General features: G+C 43.7%; 15 protein-coding genes. 8 read left to right on the top strand and 7 right to left on the bottom strand.

Going from position 1 to position 17,147, the window contains the following annotated elements:
• The first annotated feature begins 696 nt into the window (after positions 1-696).
• A complete protein-coding gene (locus QL919_RS10080) occupies positions 697-852 on the top strand; it encodes a DUF1328 domain-containing protein (protein WP_011512513.1) in 156 nt (51 codons plus the stop codon).
• Positions 853-946: 94 nt separating this feature from the next.
• Here the strand turns inward: QL919_RS10080 and QL919_RS10075 are convergent, their stop codons facing one another.
• A complete protein-coding gene (locus QL919_RS10075) occupies positions 947-1,240 on the bottom strand; it encodes a 4a-hydroxytetrahydrobiopterin dehydratase (protein WP_290189410.1) in 294 nt (97 codons plus the stop codon).
• A gap of 307 nt (positions 1,241-1,547) precedes the next feature.
• Positions 1,548-1,856, bottom strand: a complete 309-nt coding sequence (locus QL919_RS10070; RefSeq protein WP_290189409.1) for a GNAT family N-acetyltransferase — start codon at positions 1,854-1,856, stop codon at positions 1,548-1,550.
• A gap of 598 nt (positions 1,857-2,454) precedes the next feature.
• On the opposite strand from QL919_RS10070, the gene ettA reads away from it, so the two are divergent.
• Positions 2,455-4,116 (top strand): energy-dependent translational throttle protein EttA, encoded by a 1,662-nt coding sequence (gene ettA, locus QL919_RS10065; protein WP_290189408.1) that lies wholly within the window; start codon positions 2,455-2,457, stop codon positions 4,114-4,116.
• A gap of 254 nt (positions 4,117-4,370) precedes the next feature.
• Here ettA and plsB read toward each other — a convergent pair whose 3' ends face one another.
• Entirely contained in the window at positions 4,371-7,133 is a 2,763-nt protein-coding gene (plsB, locus tag QL919_RS10060) for a glycerol-3-phosphate 1-O-acyltransferase PlsB (RefSeq protein ID WP_290189407.1), read from the bottom strand.
• A 243-nt stretch (positions 7,134-7,376) separates the two neighbouring features.
• Between plsB and ybaK the strand changes: the two genes are divergently transcribed.
• Positions 7,377-7,880 carry a Cys-tRNA(Pro) deacylase gene (ybaK, locus tag QL919_RS10055; RefSeq protein ID WP_290189406.1) on the top strand — a complete coding sequence of 168 codons (504 nt, stop codon included), beginning with the start codon at positions 7,377-7,379 and terminating at the stop codon, positions 7,878-7,880.
• A gap of 21 nt (positions 7,881-7,901) precedes the next feature.
• Positions 7,902-8,276 (top strand): 5-carboxymethyl-2-hydroxymuconate Delta-isomerase, encoded by a 375-nt coding sequence (locus QL919_RS10050; RefSeq protein WP_290189405.1) that lies wholly within the window; start codon positions 7,902-7,904, stop codon positions 8,274-8,276.
• Positions 8,277-8,614: 338 nt separating this feature from the next.
• Here QL919_RS10050 and QL919_RS10045 read toward each other — a convergent pair whose 3' ends face one another.
• Positions 8,615-10,435, bottom strand: coding sequence for an acyl-CoA dehydrogenase C-terminal domain-containing protein (locus QL919_RS10045; RefSeq protein ID WP_290189404.1), 1,821 nt, complete (start codon positions 10,433-10,435; stop codon positions 8,615-8,617).
• Positions 10,436-10,858: 423 nt separating this feature from the next.
• On the opposite strand from QL919_RS10045, the gene QL919_RS10040 reads away from it, so the two are divergent.
• Positions 10,859-11,980 (top strand): FUSC family protein, encoded by a 1,122-nt coding sequence (locus QL919_RS10040; protein ID WP_290189403.1) that lies wholly within the window; start codon positions 10,859-10,861, stop codon positions 11,978-11,980.
• Between the two features lie 57 nt (positions 11,981-12,037).
• Here the strand turns inward: QL919_RS10040 and aroE are convergent, their stop codons facing one another.
• On the bottom strand, positions 12,038-12,898 hold the full coding sequence (aroE, locus tag QL919_RS10035) for a shikimate dehydrogenase (protein WP_290189402.1): 861 nt from the start codon (positions 12,896-12,898) through the stop codon (positions 12,038-12,040).
• Between the two features lie 608 nt (positions 12,899-13,506).
• On the opposite strand from aroE, the gene QL919_RS10030 reads away from it, so the two are divergent.
• On the top strand, positions 13,507-14,178 hold the full coding sequence (locus QL919_RS10030) for a hypothetical protein (RefSeq protein ID WP_290189401.1): 672 nt from the start codon (positions 13,507-13,509) through the stop codon (positions 14,176-14,178).
• Positions 14,179-14,181: 3 nt separating this feature from the next.
• A complete protein-coding gene (locus tag QL919_RS10025; protein ID WP_290189400.1) occupies positions 14,182-15,357 on the top strand; it encodes an aminotransferase class IV in 1,176 nt (391 codons plus the stop codon).
• 4 nt (positions 15,358-15,361) lie between these two features.
• On the opposite strand, the gene QL919_RS10020 is transcribed toward QL919_RS10025, so the two are convergent.
• Positions 15,362-15,559, bottom strand: a complete 198-nt coding sequence (locus QL919_RS10020; protein WP_290189399.1) for a DpnD/PcfM family protein — start codon at positions 15,557-15,559, stop codon at positions 15,362-15,364.
• A 181-nt stretch (positions 15,560-15,740) separates the two neighbouring features.
• On the opposite strand from QL919_RS10020, the gene QL919_RS10015 reads away from it, so the two are divergent.
• Positions 15,741-16,307 carry a hypothetical protein gene (locus QL919_RS10015; RefSeq protein WP_290189398.1) on the top strand — a complete coding sequence of 189 codons (567 nt, stop codon included), beginning with the start codon at positions 15,741-15,743 and terminating at the stop codon, positions 16,305-16,307.
• On the opposite strand, the gene QL919_RS10010 is transcribed toward QL919_RS10015, so the two are convergent.
• Entirely contained in the window at positions 16,299-17,063 is a 765-nt protein-coding gene (locus QL919_RS10010) for a DpnI domain-containing protein (RefSeq protein WP_290189397.1), read from the bottom strand. The genes QL919_RS10015 and QL919_RS10010 overlap by 9 nt on opposite strands.
• Positions 17,064-17,147 lie beyond the last annotated feature (84 nt).

Here is a 17,147-nt window from a genome sequence, read left to right as displayed (position 1 = left end):
TATTTGATTGTGAATTATTTGATTGTGAATTATTTGATTGTGAATTATTTGATTGTGAATTATTTGATTGTGAATTATTTGATTGTGAATTATTTGATTGTGAATTATTTGATTGTGAATTATTTGATTGTGAATTATTTGAAGTATCCGTATTGGTATTCATATTTATTGTCCTTAATAGAAGTGCTGTTGCGTGGATAACTATAAGTTAAGTGGGTATTTATAGAGTGGATTGCTATGAAAAATAGTAATTAAAAATAACTGAGTAGTCATGAGCTATAAATAAGGCATGTAAAAGTACTGTCTCCGATAAGTCGCGTATTTCTACTTAGGTAATTATATGGCGTAAATGATGACGATTGAGTAATGGCTAACCATCTCTACACATAAGTCTTATAAAGCCAAGTAAAAAGCGCAGAATATTAAGATTTGCTACAAAGGTTACATAACCTACCGACATTATTACCAAAATGAACGCTTTATCGAGACGAACATTGCTAATCTATGGTCGTAAGCAGTTGTTACCAGTATTAAAAAAACAAATAAAAAGTAAAAGGGACACTAGAGATAGCAAAATGAATCAACAGCAATCTTCTCAACATCCACCGTTTTATTGGTTCTTGTTGGTTGGTATTTGTTGATTAGCACTAAGTGTGTGCATCTCTGGTTTTTCAAACATTATTTAAGGAGAATATTATGTTTCGCTGGGCTATTATTTTTGCCGTTATCGCATTATTAGCAAGTTTCCTAGGTTTTGGCGGTGTCGCTGGCCTATCTGCAAACTTTGCATACATCCTATTGGCATTGGCTGTGATTCTGTTTATCGTAGCGTTTGTTAGTCGCCGTATGTAGTACTAAACAACATCACATTTAGCTGAAGAAAAAGTCCTCATTTTTTGAGGACTTTTTTTATGGTTGAGATTTATGGTTTTAAATAAGCATACTCTTACAAACGTTTGGGCTGAATGATGTGCTCCATGCGTTTCGCCAAACGAATATCGTGGCTGGTAATCCCGCCAGTGTCACCAGTGGTCAAGCGAACCTCGACCACGTTATAGTCATTACGCCATGCAGGATGATGCTCTAGCGCTTCGGCATGAAAGGCCGCTTGATTCATAAAGCTCATGGCTTCAACGAAATCAGCAAAATGATAGGTTTTGATAATGCTATTGCCGTCACGCTCCCAGCCTGGCAACTCTTCTAATTGCAAATCGACTTGTTGATTGGATAAACTACTCATATTAATAACCTTTATTGTTGTGATAGATTGGTTTATTAAGGACATACGAGAGATAGAATGATAAGTGTCAGCATGCTTTAGGCAGTCGTGACCACTGCATTCTATAACCAGTATAGGACAAAAAACCCACCTGTATTTATCATCCTTCCATATATCTAACGATAAAATATATGAGAGCAGATGACAAATAAACAGGAGGGTAGTGTGGTGCTAATACTTAGAATATATCAGTCAAATGAAGATAAGTCGCTATATTTTTCTAGTTTTAACGAAGTTGGTCTTCTGACTTTATGGACTAATCATTGAATTAGACCAAGTCTTGATATTCAGGGTGTTTGCTGATGTATGAGGCAACAAATGAGCATTGTGGGACTACTTTTTTGTCATTCTCACGTGCGTAATTTAGTGCATGCTTGACCAATGCTGAACCCACACCGCGTCCTCCCAACTCCTGCGGTACGATGGTGTGATCATAAACCAGCTTGCCATCGCGCTCTTGGTAGCTTATATAACCGGTATGTCCATCGATAGATGTCTCAAAGCGGTTTGTTTGCTCATCATGAGTAATGTCTAATGCATTTAATTCATTGTTTTGTGCAGTATTTTGATTGCTCATAAATATTCTCCATCATTAATAAGTCTTCGTGACACTTTATTTGGTCTTCTAGTCTTGAGTGCTGATAATCATATTGATTATTGGCTAGCTATCTTGAGCGTCGTAACCTTGAGTGTTGTAACGCCAGCAAATAAACAATATGACTGGCTGTTTATGTATCAATTATGAGTACCTTTGCCTTAGATTTATAGTCCTTTACCGTAATAGTAGATAGGGCAAATGTTAAGATAGCCTACCTGTAAATGCTCAAAGTTTGTTAACAATAGAATAGCAAAGCATGCAATATCGCGCTGACAACTTTGGAGTATGCACTTATATAATAGTGAGTTAGTGAATGTATGTTTTTATCTAATCGACCATTTTTTCTACATTCACCCTGCTATTTCATCAATTAATCCAATGCTTTACGCAAAAAAGCACAAATACAACGTTAAAAGGGGCTAATCCGATGCTAAAGCCGTCTGCTAGCTTGCAGGGCATGCGCCACAATGCGATAATGGCAGACAATTTATAACCCTGATTTTTGAGGCGCAGTCCATTTGGCACTATTGCTAAGTATGGTTTGCAAACCTCGTCTATGCAGTCTATCGGAGTGTTAATGGCTCAATATATTTACACGATGAACAACGTGTCAAAACTTGTTCCCCCTAAGCGTGAAATCCTAAAAAACATCAACCTGTCGTTTTTCCCTGGCGCCAAAATCGGTGTTTTGGGTATCAACGGTTCAGGTAAATCAACCTTGCTACGCATCATGGCAGGCGTGGACACTGAATTCAGTGGTGAAGCACGCGCGCAAACAGGCACCAAAATTGGCTATTTGCCGCAGGAACCACAGCTTGACGACAGCAAAGACGTCCGTGGTAATGTCGAAGACGGTATGCGTGAAGCGTTAGATGCGCTCGCTCGTCTAGATGCGATTTATGCCGAATACGCGGAGCCTGATGCAGACTTTGATAAGCTTGCTGAAGAACAAGGCAAGATGGAAGATATCATTCAATCGTGGGATGCGCATAACTTAAATACCCAACTTGAAAAAGCGGCTGATGCATTGCGTCTGCCACCTTGGGATGCGGATGTCAGCAAACTGTCTGGTGGTGAAAAACGCCGTGTGGCACTATGCCGTCTGCTATTGTCACGCCCAGATATGCTATTACTTGACGAACCGACTAACCATTTGGACGCCGAATCTGTTGCATGGTTAGAGCTGTTCTTACAGAACTACAGTGGTACCATCGTTGCCATTACCCATGACCGTTATTTCTTGGATAACGTTGCTCAGTGGATTTTGGAGCTTGACCGTGGCCATGGCTATCCGTACGAAGGCAACTATACTGAGTGGCTTGAGCAAAAGAATACCCGTCTAGAGCAGCAGAATAAGCAAGAAGAATCCTTTGCTAAAGCGCTGAAAAAAGAGCTTGAGTGGATTCGTAAAAACCAAAAGGGCCAACAGGCCAAGTCTAAATCTCGTGTACAGCGCTTTGAAGAATTGAACTCACAAGAGTTCCAGAAGCGTAACGAGACCTCTGAGATTTACATTCCACCAGGTCCTCGTTTGGGTAATAAAGTCATCGAAGTCAATGATATCTCTAAATCATTTGGCGATCGTTTACTTTATGAAAACCTAAGCTTTAACGTACCAGCAGGCGCTATCGTCGGTATCATTGGACCAAATGGTGCGGGTAAAACCACGCTATTTAACATGATTACCGAACGTGATACCCCAGATACTGGTTCAGTTGATCTAGGTGAAAGTGTCAAGGTTGCCTATGTTGGTCAGGTGCGTGACAACTTGGACGATAACAAAACAGTTTGGGAAGAGGTGTCTGACGGCCTAGATATCATCACCGTTGGTGACTATACGACGCCAAGCCGCGCTTATATCGGTCGCTTTAACTTCAAAGGCTCAGACCAGCAAAAGCACGTCGGTCAATTATCAGGTGGTGAGCGTAACCGCTTGCAGCTGGCTAAGACGCTAAAGCAGGGTGCGAACGTCTTACTCCTTGATGAACCCTCAAACGATTTGGATATCGAAACCCTACGTGCGCTAGAGGATGCGATTCAAGTATTCCCAGGTACCGTCATGGTGGTGTCGCATGATCGCTGGTTCCTTGACCGTATCGCGACTCATATCTTGGCATTCGAAGATGAAGGCCCAGTTTGGTTCGATGGTAACTATTCTGAGTTTGAAACCTATCGCAAAAAGACCATGGGTGATGATGCTACTCCTAAGCGTATGAAGTATAAAAAGATTACTACCTAAGATATAGTCAGCGAAAAGTAATATCGATACATCACGCGCTGCTGATATTAATTTTTCTTGCTTGCTGTGCCTACACAGACAGAGGCTACAAAAAATTGATATCAGCAATACCGTAGCGTTTTTAGGGTACTTTGACTATATCTAGCAGCTAATAAAAATTGGCTGTTTAGAAATCTAAAATTGATAATAAAAAAGACCTCTAATTGATTAGAGGTCTTTTTTGTACTTAAGATAATCAAGGTAGCTGCTATAAATTAACGCTTACGGCCAAATTTACGCTGCTTTTTATTGCTAATCTCAGTAATCGCATGGGTAATCTCTTCTTCATCTAGGCTCGCCACTTGTTGCAAGATTTGCATCATATCAGGCGTTAGGACGTACTTGGCATGATGGGCGATGTCATTGATGCGATGATCAAAGGTTAATACCCCTGTTTCATCATCTTTCTGCAAGTAATCAAGACGCGTCAACGCACTGATAAAGCTGGTAAATAATGCTCGGTCAAAGAAGTCAGGAATGTCGTCGGCATACAGCACAGACAAACGCTGCCCAAGCAGATGACACAAGTCAACGACTTCGTTTTCGGTTAGATTGCCCGAGCCTTGCTGAGCCAGTAGTGCCAGCGTCATAAAGTAACGCTCAAGGCTCTGTTCAACAGGCGTTGCGAGTACTTGTAGTTGCTGATAGCACTTGCTATTGGATTCGGGCACGCTAAGAACACCGTCACTCAATTCGACAATCAATCCATGAGAGAGTAGGCTGTCGATTTTTTTGTTGAGCGTCTCGGCCAAGCCATGTGCTGGATAATATAAGAACAGCTCACTTTGTAAGAATGGATATAACTGCTCGGCAATACTGTCGAGACGACTGCGTTCGATACGGCCATTACGAGCTACTAAGGCAGATAAGAACGACAATAAAATAAAGACATGCAATATATTGTTACGGAAATAGCTTAGTAGTGCAGCTTGCTTACCAGCGACTTGAATGATGTCACCCAAGATATGCGGCGTACGCTCAATGAGCTTGAGCTTAATACCATAATCAATGATTTGCTGCGGGCTCATCTCAGTGATGACGGTATCTTCTGAATAGGATAGCTGCTGAGCAAGACCTTGATAGAGGGCGATTTGCTCACGGCAGATATCTTCATCTAGTGCTGCTTTCGGTGCTGAGAGCAATACCAGCGACAATAGTGATACTGGCGTGACCACAGCGGCTTTATTGATATGCTGCATGACTTTTACGCCGATGTTATCGACCATGGCACTGGTTTTATCATCGAGTGGCGTATCAGTACGGTCGGCAGGCAAGCTATTGGCTGGCACGTCAAACTTGGTCATAAAATCGCTAAGGTGCAGCGGTGTACCAAAGCTTAAATGCACATTACCAAAGATACGCTCAATCTTACGGCCAACTTTTAGTAAACCTATGAGCGATTCAGATTCTTTTGGCTTACCTTTTAACTCACCGACATAGGTACCGCCTTCCATGATGCGCTCGTAACCAATATAAGTCGGTATAAATACCACAGGCTTATTGGTATGGCGTAACTGGCTATGTACCGTCATCGCTAGCATACCCATCTTCGGTGGTAGCAGGCGGCCTGAGCGTGAGCGACCGCCTTCGATAAAGTATTCAATCGGTGTATTGCGGGTAATAAGAGTATGCATGTACTCGCGCAATACTGCGGTATAGAGGGCATTACCACGGAAGCTACGACGAATATAGAAGGCAACGGCGCCGCGTAATAATGGCCCCAATACGGGCACGTCTAAGTTGTCACCAGCGGCGACATAAGGAATGCTTAGACCACGCTTATAGATGACATAAGACAGTAGTAAATAATCAACATGACTGCGATGGCAAGGCACATAAACCAGTTCATGGTCAGCGGCAAGCTCGCGAACACGCTCAAAATGATGGACTTCGACGCCATCATATAACTGCGTCCACAACCACGTTAAGAACTTATAAAAACCGCGTATGATAGAGTGCGAATAGTCATTGACCATCTCATTGGCATAGCCTTTGGCTACCATGCGTGCTTCACGAACACTGGTGCCTGACTCTTCAGCTTCTGCTTCTATCGCATGTTTGATAGCAGGAGAGTACACCAGTTTGTCTACCAAGTTACGTTTGTCTGATAGGTCAGGACCGAGCATGCTGGCACGTTGCTTATCTAAGTAAATCGTAAGCTGCTGCTGTAGCATGCGCACCAGTTCACGATTGCCATCGGTTGATGAGACGACAGCGTAACTAGGCTGTTCCTCTGAACCAGATTTAGCATCAGTATCGTTGGTTTGTGCGTCATTACTTTGCAGACTATTGCTATTTTGCAGGTTAGTACCACCCTGCAAGCTCTCGTCAACGTGTAAGCTGTCATTAATCAGGGTGCGTAAGTCTTGCGGCGGATGGAACTGCACAAAGGTATCACGGCCCATCACACCGATATTAAATAGTTGCTTGGTGATACTTGGGTCTTCCCAGTTATCAGCGGTTAGCAGCTTAAATAGCGAGTCCTCTTTTTCTGGTGCGCGCCCCCACAGAATGGACACAGGGACCAAACGCACTTTTAGCTCTGGATATTGCAATACCGCAGACACCAACCGCGACAGGCGAGGCGATAGCTGACTGTCTTTAGCGCTTGGATGGTTTAAAAAGATAATGGCCGCATTTTCTTTGACATTATGGGCGGCATCATTCACCCCAACCAACGCCGGTGGTAAGTTGTGCTCCTGCGTCTGCAAGTCAATCAAAATACTGTTGGAGCGCGAATAATCTTGCAGCACATAAAATCTGAGCGTCTGATCATCTGTATCGAACTCAGGCAGCTCCCCTAATAGCTTGGGCTTTACTGCGACATCAAGTAGCTGGCCAGACAGCTTGCGATAAAGCTGATTGATAGGGGCGTTGGAGTAAGGGGTGGGAGCGATTGGATTGACGTCAGTAGTAGCGTCGCTGTCAGTGACGACTGGCGCTTTAAAAATCCGTTTTTTTAAGAACTTCGGTATCATAATCAGTATCAAAAATAGTCAAATATGTTGCGCTTATGATGCCATAAAAGCCATCAAAGCGATATATAGTGTCTGTATATACTGCTAATATTAATACGCTCGGTTACTATCTGGTGAGCTAAACGATATTTTTGGCGCTCAATTATTTGAAAGTTCAGATGTTTAGGGTAATAATGGTTTAGCAAAGGTAGGATGAAGACACTCCCTACCCATTCGTGAATTCACTTAATTGAGTTAAATAATATGACGCCAGCTGTCGACCTCGCCAAAAAACACGGTATTGATTACCAATTACATGAATACACGCACGACCCTGCTGCTGCGTCGTTTGGTCTAGAAGCAGCTGAAAAGCTAGGCGTGGAGGTTGGCCAAGTTTTTAAAACACTAGTGGTATCGACCGATGCTGGCGCGCTTGCCGTTGCTATCTTGCCCGTCGATAAAACCTTAAATTTTAAAAAAATGGCCAAGGCGCTATCCTCTAATAAAGTGTCCTCTAATAAAGTGCTACCCTGCAAAAAAGTGCAAATGGCAGATACCAAATTGGTTGAGCGCAGTACGGGTTATGTATTGGGCGGTGTCAGTCCATTGGGACAAAAAAAGCGCTTGCCAACTATCGTAGATAGCTCAGCGGAAGCACAGTCAACGATTTATGTCAGTGGCGGTCGCCGCGGCTTAGAGATTGAATTACCACCCACACAATTGGCAAATATTCTCAACGCCCATTTTGCCGCTATTACTGATGATTAAAATTTTTTAAGGATTATAACTATGCCGCATCTAACCCTTCAAGTGACGCCAAACGTTAGTATCGCTCATGAGGAGTCGCTGCTCACATCATTGAATAAAGCGTTATGGGATAGTGGACACTTTGGTAAGCCGAGAGATATCAAAGCGCGTATCGTACCGATTGAGACGTTTTTGGTAGGGGTGGAGGACGACGAGCAAACCAATGGCTTTATTCATGCGCACTTAAAGATAATGGCTGGTCGCGATATTGTTGTTCGTAATCAATTGTCTGAGCTCTTGCTGTCGACCATAGAACAGCAGATAGGCGAGGAGCAACCAGGGCGGGCAGCCGTACAGATATGTGTGGAAGTGGAAGAAATCAGTGCGGTATATCATAAGAAAATGCTGAGCAGTTAAGGTTTTATATACCTAAATTGAGCAGGCAGTATCTTTAATAATTGGGCTACTACTGTTATCTACCTATATATAGTCAAAATACCCTAAAAACGCTACGGTATTGCTGATATCAATTTTTTGTAGCCTCTGTCTGCGCAGGCACAGTAAGCAAGAAAAATTGATAGCAGCAGCGCGTGATGTATCGATATTACTTTTCACTGACTATAACGCTTTTAATAATTAGGCTACTGCTTTCATCTACTCATCTATTCACCCAAAAAAAAGCGCCTAAATAATAGGCGCTTTTCTTATCAATCATCAATTCATGTACTGATTACTTAGTCATTGCGTCTGCAATCCTAGTCTAGGAAAGAGAAGCTATCGATGTCCATTGCTGTCATGCTTTCGCTTGGGGCAACCATGGCTTCAGCGTGACCTGAGGTACGTGGCAACAGCTTGTCGAAATAGAATTCTGCTGTTTGAATTTTAGCTTTGTAGAATTCTGGTGCTTCTGTACCGCCATTTTCGAGCTTGTCATGTGCAACTGCAGCCATACGCGCCCAATGGTAACCCATCATCACATAGCCTGAGTACATTAGGAAGTCGTCTGAAGCCGCTGAGATGATTTCACGGTCTTTACGTGCCATCAACATCAAGCGTACGGTTAGCGTGTTCCACTCAGCACATAGCTTGGTTAATGCCCAAACGAATTTACGCATTTCTTTATCAAGCGCGTACTCACCACACCATTTCATGATGCTTGAGGTGTAATCACGGATGATTTTACCTTTAGACTGCAAGATAACCTTACGACCTAGCAAATCAAGTGCCTGTACGCCAGTGGTACCTTCATACAAAGTAGCGATACGTGCATCACGAGCGATTAGCTCCATGCCCCACTCTTTGATGTAGCCGTGGCCGCCGTAGATTTGCTGACCATGCTTAGCAGCTTCGATACCTAGCTCAGTTAAGAAGCCTTTTAGGATAGGCGTATAGAAGCCTAATTTGTCATCCCACTTTTCAAACTCTGCTTCATTATCGTTAGCAACGCCTTGAGCCATTTTGTCGGCATAACGTGCTGAGTGATAAATCATCGAGCGACCACCTTCAGCAAAGGCTTTTTGGGTCAATAGCATACGACGTACGTCAGCATGGTGAATAATCGCATCTGCTACTTTTTCAGGGTCTTTAGTACCTGATAGCGTACGCATAGAGCGACGGTCTTTGGCATAGGGTAGCGCGTTTTGGAAAGACAATTCAGTGTGTGCTAGACCTTGGATACCAGTACCGATACGAGCAGTGTTCATAAAGGTGAACATCGCTTTTAGGCCTTTGTTTGGCTCACCGATTAAGTAACCAACGGCGCCATCATAGTTTAGGACACAAGTCGATGATGAGCTGATGCCCATTTTGTGTTCGATTGAACCACAAACCACTGGGTTACGCTCGCCAGCTTCGCCATCGCTATTTGGTAGGAACTTCGGTACGATAAACAGCGAAATACCACGAGTACCTTCAGGTGCGTCTGGTAGGCGCGCTAGGGTAATATGGATGATGTTGTCAGTTAAATCATGCTCACCGCTTGAGATGAAGATTTTGGTGCCGCTAATTTTATACGTACCGTCTTCTTGCGGGATGGCTTTTGATTTTACTTGACCCAAATCGGTACCACACTGTGGCTCAGTGAGACACATGGTGCCTGACCACGTACCTTCAACCAATTTAGGTAGATAAGTGGCTTTTTGCTCATCAGAACCGTACTGTAGCAAGGTATTGATACAACCTGTTGATAGACCAGGATACATCGCCCAAGGCCAGTTAGCCGTACCAATCATCTCAGACTTGATGAGGTTGATTGACATTGGTAAGTTCATACCGCCGTACTCTTCAGGGTATGAGATACCTTGCCAGCCGCCTTCTACAAACTGGTCATAAGCGTCTTTGAAGCCTTTAGGCGTTGTGACTTCGCCATCTTTAAAGTGACAGCCTTCTTCGTCAGCTGGCTGATAAAGAGGGGCTAGAACGTTTTCAGAAAAGTCAGCCATGCCTTGTAGGATCATGTCGACCGTTTCTGGATCAGCGTTTTCGCCATTGTCTAGGCTTTTATAATGCGTTTGATAGTCAAAAACATCGTTTATCAAAAATTTGATATCACGTAAGGGTGCTTTGTAAGTTAACATAATCGCTCTCTTTGGTTGGTTCGCTATCATAGGCTTATGGCGCAGTATTTGAGCCAGTGTTTATGTAAGCGATCTTTACTTTTTTTAAATCGAGGTAGACACTATTGTCGGTCGTCAGGTGGACTCATGAAGAACAGCTCATTCGTTATGAGGGTCGTCACGTCATCCTTGATAAAATTTGGCTGTTATGGCGTTTGTATGAGTATAAATCTTATATGCGCACAAATATATAACTAATAACTAATATTCATAATTTATATGTTAATTAATTACTTTTAGTTTTGTAAAGGGTGGCAGGTATGATACTGAGTCTTAATAAACACAGCATCAGTAGTACTGTTTTTAGCAAGTAAAATAGGTATGGTAAATACAATATGAGCAAAAGACCAGAGTAACGTGAATTTATTGGATAAGGTAAGTGACATGAGCACATCACAGCAGACAAAGCGAGTATCTTGGCTGACAGCATTATTGACTCGTCTTAAGTCTCTAATCGATGGTGAGCTTGATCATTTGCTGACGGTCAATCGCAGTAAAAGACCATGGCATATGCCTATCATCGCGGCAATTGCGATTAGCTTTCCAGTGTTCGTCGGAGCGTACTTTGACGCATTGTCCTCTGGTATCAAAGCATCGCTTGGTGCGATGATTATTTTAAATTTACCATTATCCGGTGCGTTGCCATATCGACTGGTCACTGTCATGGCTTGGGGCTTTGCGATGGTGCTTAGCTTTGCTTTGGGATTGATTGCTCAGCAAATGCCATGGCTCAGACTACCGGTGTTTGCCCTGATAGCTTTTGGCGTGGTCATTTTGGGTCGTTATTATCGGCAGCCACCCCCAGCAGGGCTATTTGTGATGATGGCAGGGGCGATAGCGTTATTTATCCCAGTGCCGATGACACAAGTACTATCTGCGGCTGGGCTTGTAATGTTGGGCAGTGGCTTTTCTATGCTGTTGGCGCTGTTCTATACGCTGTTTTTATTATTGACACGTCCTAATGCGCCTGCGCCTGTCTATCATTATGAGGCAGATACCATTGGTGATAGCTTGATTGTGGCGGGCTTTGTCAGTTTGGCATTGGCCATTGCTGTATTCTTTGAAATGCCTTATCCCTACTGGGCAGCGATGAGCTGTTTTATTATTATCCAAGGTATGCAGCTACGGACGATGTGGATTAAGCAATTACACCGACTGCTAGGAACCATCGTTGGGATGGCGGTCGCTGGCTGGATGCTGTCATGGGGGCTGTCGATATGGGGTGTGGCTGTTTCCATACTATTGATGATGCTACTCATTGAATCTTTGGTCGATAGGCACTATGGCATGGCGGTGATATTCATCACGCCGTTGACCATCTTTATCGCCGAGTATGGCAGCATGACCGTCATACCACCGGTTGCCGATGCAATCATACGGGCACGTATGCTCGATACAGCACTCGGCTGCGCGGTCGGGCTAAGTGGCGGATTGGCCATACACTCGCAGCGACTACGCATACCAGTACGCCGTTTAGAAAATTGGCTACTGGAGCGTTTTAGTTAGGGTGCGTCCTCAATCTAAGCATCAAATTTTAAACGCGCTAATCCGACTTTTAATAAGTTAGTTGCCAGTCAATGCCTCAGTGGCAGCAAGCACATCAATACTGTGACCTGTCCAACGCTCAAAGCTAAGTGCTGCTTGCCCGATAAGCATGCCATAACCATCTGATATTTGCGCATCGTGCGCCGTGAAATGTTCTAGAAACGGTAGCGTGCGTCCATACATCATGTCATAAGCATACTGACAGCTTAAGCCATCACTCAATGGCAAGCGGTCGCCTGATAGTCCAATAGAGGTGGCGTTAATAATAATATCAAACGCTCCAGTTAACTCGCTCATTGCACAGGTTTCAATTGCATGCTCGTTAATATTCTCACTGGCTGCGCTAAGCTCATCTACTAAACTGGTTGCTTTGCTCACTGTGCGATTGGCAATGGTCAGCGCCCCGATACCGGATTGAATCAATGGCAATATCGTGCCGCGAGCTGCACCGCCTGCACCAATCAGTGCCACACGCGCTCCCTGCAGCGGCCAACCTAAGCTCATGATATGGTTGACCAATCCCTGACCATCAGTATTGTCACCATATATAGCTTCAGCTATTGGCGCTCCACTGTCTAGCAGTGTTTTATTTAATAACAACGTATTGACCGCGCCGGCGACTTTAGCATGCTCAGACAAGCCGCCACGTGCCGCGCAGCAATCATAAGCGATTTGTTTAAAGGGGATCGTCACGTTGGCACCCACACCGCCACCATGAAAAAACGCCTCAATCACCGCGGTAAAACTGGCCGCATCATCAGGACAATACTGCCGCTGATAGCGGATGTCTATCTCTGCCTGCACAGCGAATTGCGCATGAATCTCAGGGGATTTACTGTGAGCAATGGGGTTGCCGATAACGATAAAGTGTTGAGTCATAATGAGCCCGTTGGCAAAAGGAGGTGAAGAGTGGTAATCAAAGTTGATGATAAATAGTCAATGAATGAGAGGTAAAGCCCACTTATCATAAGGGATAATGCTGGTATTGACAAACTCGTTGCTTGGTCAGCTTTTGAACGGTTTCTGAGTGATATTCAGAGTAATATTTAGAGCCGTACTTAAAGAGATGTTTAGAGCGTCTGTCAGGAAGTATGAGGCTCATTGAGTCTATGGTTGAACCTGTCATCAAGTCTTTCATTCACTAAGGTTTTTGCCACGTAAAGTCTTTAACAAATCTGTACTCTCTGGGAGTGTTATCTGTAACGTAAAGGGTAGTCAAGGGTTAAGCAGTTGGGTAAACTAGGGAGCATTAAAGTACTATACCAATATAGTCAGTCCATTATAAAAGCCTTGTGGTATTTGCCTTTTTATATCGAATAAACACTGTATGTTAGGGCGTGCTCTAGTAACGCCTAGGTTATAAAATTTATGAAATGCATTCTTGATTGAGTGTGTCCCTTACTAAAAAATTCTTCGTTATCAGCGGCATAGCTGCCAGCTCGTTAATACTATTTTGAGATCAATCTAAAAGTGTGAGTAAATTGCCCATGTTGAATAATAACCTACAGAGCCTTTTGATCGGTACGATAATGGCGGTTGGTGTGTCGTTGAGTGGCTGTAATAGCAGTAAAGACGATGCGCAAAATCAAGACGCCAGCGCAGACAGTAGCGAGCAAACAGTCGCTGAAGTGCCAGTGCAAGACAATACGACGTCTGATGCGGATCTCGATGGCGCAACTGCTCAACAAGGCACGCCTGTAAAGTACGATGTGGCATCGTGGGGCAGTGAAAAAGTAGAGTCGCTCACGGTTGATGAACTAGACGGTATCAAATCAACTTTTGGTAAAGTGCTAAGCACTGATGACAACAGTTTGGACTACGCCAGTAATCCAGCGGCCAAATATCGCTTTATGAAAACCGATGCGCCTTATTTGGATGTCATCGACTCTGAAAAATACCTCGAGCTTGGTTGGTATTATGCCAATCCTACCGACTCTGATAAAGAAAAAGAGCTGAGCACAAATCATGCAAAGAAAGCTTACAAGCTGTCGCGTCAATTGATGGGTGATGATGGTGGCAAGGTGATTGCTGATATGCTGACCGGTCAAATCGTCAAAAATAAAGTCGTCGGTGGGCAAAAAATAGAGCTGGCGAAATGTGAATTTTATAGCTGTATGCTGGTCATTAATAAGTCAGCCGCTCAAGCAAATAATAGCTAAGCGATGCAAACGTCGATGCGCGGTTCTGTCTCTGATTTAAGTGCTGATTTAAGTGCTGATTTAAGTGCTGATTTAAGTGCTGATTTAAGTGCTGATTTAAGTGCTGATTTAAGTGCTGATTTGACCTCTGGCTCGGTAGACAGTTCCTTATCCAATGCGGTATCGGAGGATAATTGGATACGTTTAGGCTCGTCAGATGATGCGGCAGCTGCCACACCCGCTGCATTGTCATTAGACAATCGCGGGCTGGCATACGCTGATGGTTTTTTTACCACCATGGGTGTCATTGATGGGCAAATACTGTGGTCGAAGTATCATCTACAGCGTCTTGATTCTCATGCCGACGCCTTGCAGCTGGCATTAGACAGTCAGGAACTACTAGCCATATTACAGGAGCATGCCAAGCAATTACAGCAAGGCATGCTCAAGCTCGTGGTCACTCGTGCGGCACAAGGTATTCGTGGTTATGGCTATAGCCCAAACGCAGCAGGAAGCGCTTGCGAGATATGGCTCAAAGCCTCTGCGATGACGGTTGCGACAGCCGAGACACTGCGTCTAGCAGATGGGTGCTTCATTCCGCTACAGCCTAGCAGCGCTGCTATTTGTTTGACCTCACAATTGGCCTGTCTACCGCTGCCGCTGGCAGGACTTAAGAGCCTCAATCGCCTTGATAATGTCCTCGCTAGTGGTGAGCTACAGCGTATCAAAGCTCAGGCTTCAAGCCCCAACTCCGTACAAGCTGACTCTTTAGAAAATACCCACTCACAAACCAGCGCAGAGTCAACGATTAGCGAAGGTTTGCTGCGAGATATGAGTGGTCACTGGGTTGAGGGCACGATGAGTAATGTATTCTATCAGTTGTCAGAGTTGCCGCACTCACCAGGGTCAAACAATACGTCTGCCATCAATAGCAACAATGCAAACGGAAATAAATACAACGCAGACTATCTCGGCACTGGTCAATGGTACACACCGTCGATGGCACAATCGGGCGTCGCTGGGGTCATGCGGCAAGTGCTTATTGATGAGTTATCGACCAGCAAAAACCCCGTTATCATCCGGTCGTTATCAGATGAGGACTTGCCTCGGATAACGCAGCTTTTCTTTTGCAATGCGCTGCGTGGCATCATGCCCATGAACAGTTTGACGTTGCTGTCGGGTGAGGTAGTAGGCTTTTAATCAGCTATTTTCGCTTAACAATATTAAAGTTGATGTCAATACAATCATCAGGATACAAAACAATTTCTTCACTGCGATACATATCTTGTGCTTTTAATAGTGCTTCTTGCTCGTTCTCTGCGCTAATTTCCACGAGGTTACTGAGCGTCTCGACAATCTCTATCTTAAATACTTTCTCTACTTTGTTATTTGTCTTTATCATCACTATTTCGAATACACCTTTATCAAAATTTCTTTAGCATTTATCTCTGCTAGGTTAGCAAAGGCGCTTAAAAAGAAGTGATCGTCTTTTGTGACAAAGACTTGTGCGCTAATGCAAATCGATCAATGATATTTTCTCAATCATAAAGGTTCAATAGCGCCTTTTAAAAGGAGAAGTATCGATGCGGCCAATTTATGAAGAAACCAGAATCCCCGTACAAATTCGGCGCCTGATGGTGTTTGATGAGATTTGCCGACTGGCAAAAAGTAAACCTGACCAAATAGTACATTTATCCCCTTATACCCAACTGTCATTTGGCGTGATGTATTTACAGGACTTTAAAAAGTTCATTGCCTTTGGCGGAATGTTTGAATATGCGCACACGCGAGAGGACGTTATCGAGCAAGGTATTGCTATCATTCCTAATGATGAGCTGGTGATGTGTGCATTGACCGTTAAGTTGAAAGCCTTCACTCCGCCTGCACGCAATGCGGTTCAATGGTTATGGCAGTGGAATAACTATGTGAAAAACAGAATGCATGCGTACGTTGATTATCGTGAAGAGCATTTTTTTAAAATTAACGACGAACTTGATTGGGAGTACCCAGCGCATAAGTTTCATCAGCGTCTCGTTGCGACTGCGCGATTGCCATTATGGGATGATAGGGCAGAGCTGATTGCCGATGTGTACCGTGACAAAAAAGGACAGCCAATATCTGAACGCTATAACGAGAAGCGCTTAGTATGATTTTCGATAGTGACCACGACTAACGAACTCGATAATGCCTTTATCACGCAATACCTGCAATTGCTGGCGAATTTTATCGCGAACGTGGTTATTATCAGGGTGTTTGAGCTGTAGCTCATTGGCAAAAGCATAAACCTGCTGCAAAGAAAACTTGTCATCAAGTCTATCAATACACTGCCAAACATCCAATGTCCAACCGCGTGAGGCGGTAGACTGCTCTCGCAAAAACAAAGTTTTTTGAAACTGTTCGGTGACGTTTTTGCGCGGTATCACCTGATTGTCTTTGACCAAAAAAACTTTTCCTGATTCTGGCACTTTACGCAAGTCAATATTGCAACCGACCCAACCTGAACGTCTGGCAGTCGCCGATAAGGGTTTGCGCTTGATAATAATATCGGGTTTAAAAAACTGCTTAGGGATAATCAGAAAATTATTAACGCTACATTCTTGGGAATAAGTCAAAAAGAAAAAGCTTGGATTGTCGTCGCTATTGATACGCTCAATCATGGTCTTATAAGCACCATCATTGATAATGTTGCTTAATTTCGATTTTTTACTTTTTAGCTCATACTGCTCATTGCAATGCGAGCAATAAAAATCAGCGACAGGTTTGCCGTTAGCAAATTCATTCAACGGCTGAGTGCTACAGTTGGGGCAGTAACCGTTGTCTTTTACCCATGCTTCACTGAGCACACGAATAATTTGCGCTTTAGAGTTATAATTTTTGGCAAGACTTTGATTAAAATGTAGATTCATAATAGGTCTTAGTTCATTAATCATTAAGCTTAGGATGTCAGCAGACAGGGTTGAGTATTCAGTCATATAAATGAGTGTCAGTAG

The sequence above is a fragment of the Psychrobacter sp. APC 3426 genome (genome assembly GCF_030408035.1).
In the GTDB taxonomy this organism is placed as follows: Bacteria; Pseudomonadota; Gammaproteobacteria; order Pseudomonadales; family Moraxellaceae; genus Psychrobacter.
This window is presented reverse-complemented; position numbering and strand designations above follow the sequence as displayed.

What these genes read in the sequence shown, in the direction of transcription:
- QL919_RS10030 (WP_290189401.1), top strand. Translation starts at nt 13,507, where the DNA reads ATGTTGAATAATAACCTACAGAGCCTTTTGATCGGTACGATAATGGCG.
- ybaK (WP_290189406.1), top strand. Translation starts at nt 7,377, where the DNA reads ATGACGCCAGCTGTCGACCTCGCCAAAAAACACGGTATTGATTACCAA.
- QL919_RS10020 (WP_290189399.1), bottom strand. Translation starts at nt 15,559, where the DNA reads ATGATAAAGACAAATAACAAAGTAGAGAAAGTATTTAAGATAGAGATT.
- QL919_RS10050 (WP_290189405.1), top strand. Translation starts at nt 7,902, where the DNA reads ATGCCGCATCTAACCCTTCAAGTGACGCCAAACGTTAGTATCGCTCAT.
- aroE (WP_290189402.1), bottom strand. Translation starts at nt 12,898, where the DNA reads ATGACTCAACACTTTATCGTTATCGGCAACCCCATTGCTCACAGTAAA.
- plsB (WP_290189407.1), bottom strand. Translation starts at nt 7,133, where the DNA reads ATGATACCGAAGTTCTTAAAAAAACGGATTTTTAAAGCGCCAGTCGTC.
- QL919_RS10025 (WP_290189400.1), top strand. Translation starts at nt 14,182, where the DNA reads ATGCAAACGTCGATGCGCGGTTCTGTCTCTGATTTAAGTGCTGATTTA.
- ettA (WP_290189408.1), top strand. Translation starts at nt 2,455, where the DNA reads ATGGCTCAATATATTTACACGATGAACAACGTGTCAAAACTTGTTCCC.
- QL919_RS10075 (WP_290189410.1), bottom strand. Translation starts at nt 1,240, where the DNA reads ATGAGTAGTTTATCCAATCAACAAGTCGATTTGCAATTAGAAGAGTTG.
- QL919_RS10070 (WP_290189409.1), bottom strand. Translation starts at nt 1,856, where the DNA reads ATGAGCAATCAAAATACTGCACAAAACAATGAATTAAATGCATTAGAC.
- QL919_RS10040 (WP_290189403.1), top strand. Translation starts at nt 10,859, where the DNA reads ATGAGCACATCACAGCAGACAAAGCGAGTATCTTGGCTGACAGCATTA.
- QL919_RS10010 (WP_290189397.1), bottom strand. Translation starts at nt 17,063, where the DNA reads ATGAATCTACATTTTAATCAAAGTCTTGCCAAAAATTATAACTCTAAA.
- QL919_RS10015 (WP_290189398.1), top strand. Translation starts at nt 15,741, where the DNA reads ATGCGGCCAATTTATGAAGAAACCAGAATCCCCGTACAAATTCGGCGC.
- QL919_RS10080 (WP_011512513.1), top strand. Translation starts at nt 697, where the DNA reads ATGTTTCGCTGGGCTATTATTTTTGCCGTTATCGCATTATTAGCAAGT.
- QL919_RS10045 (WP_290189404.1), bottom strand. Translation starts at nt 10,435, where the DNA reads ATGTTAACTTACAAAGCACCCTTACGTGATATCAAATTTTTGATAAAC.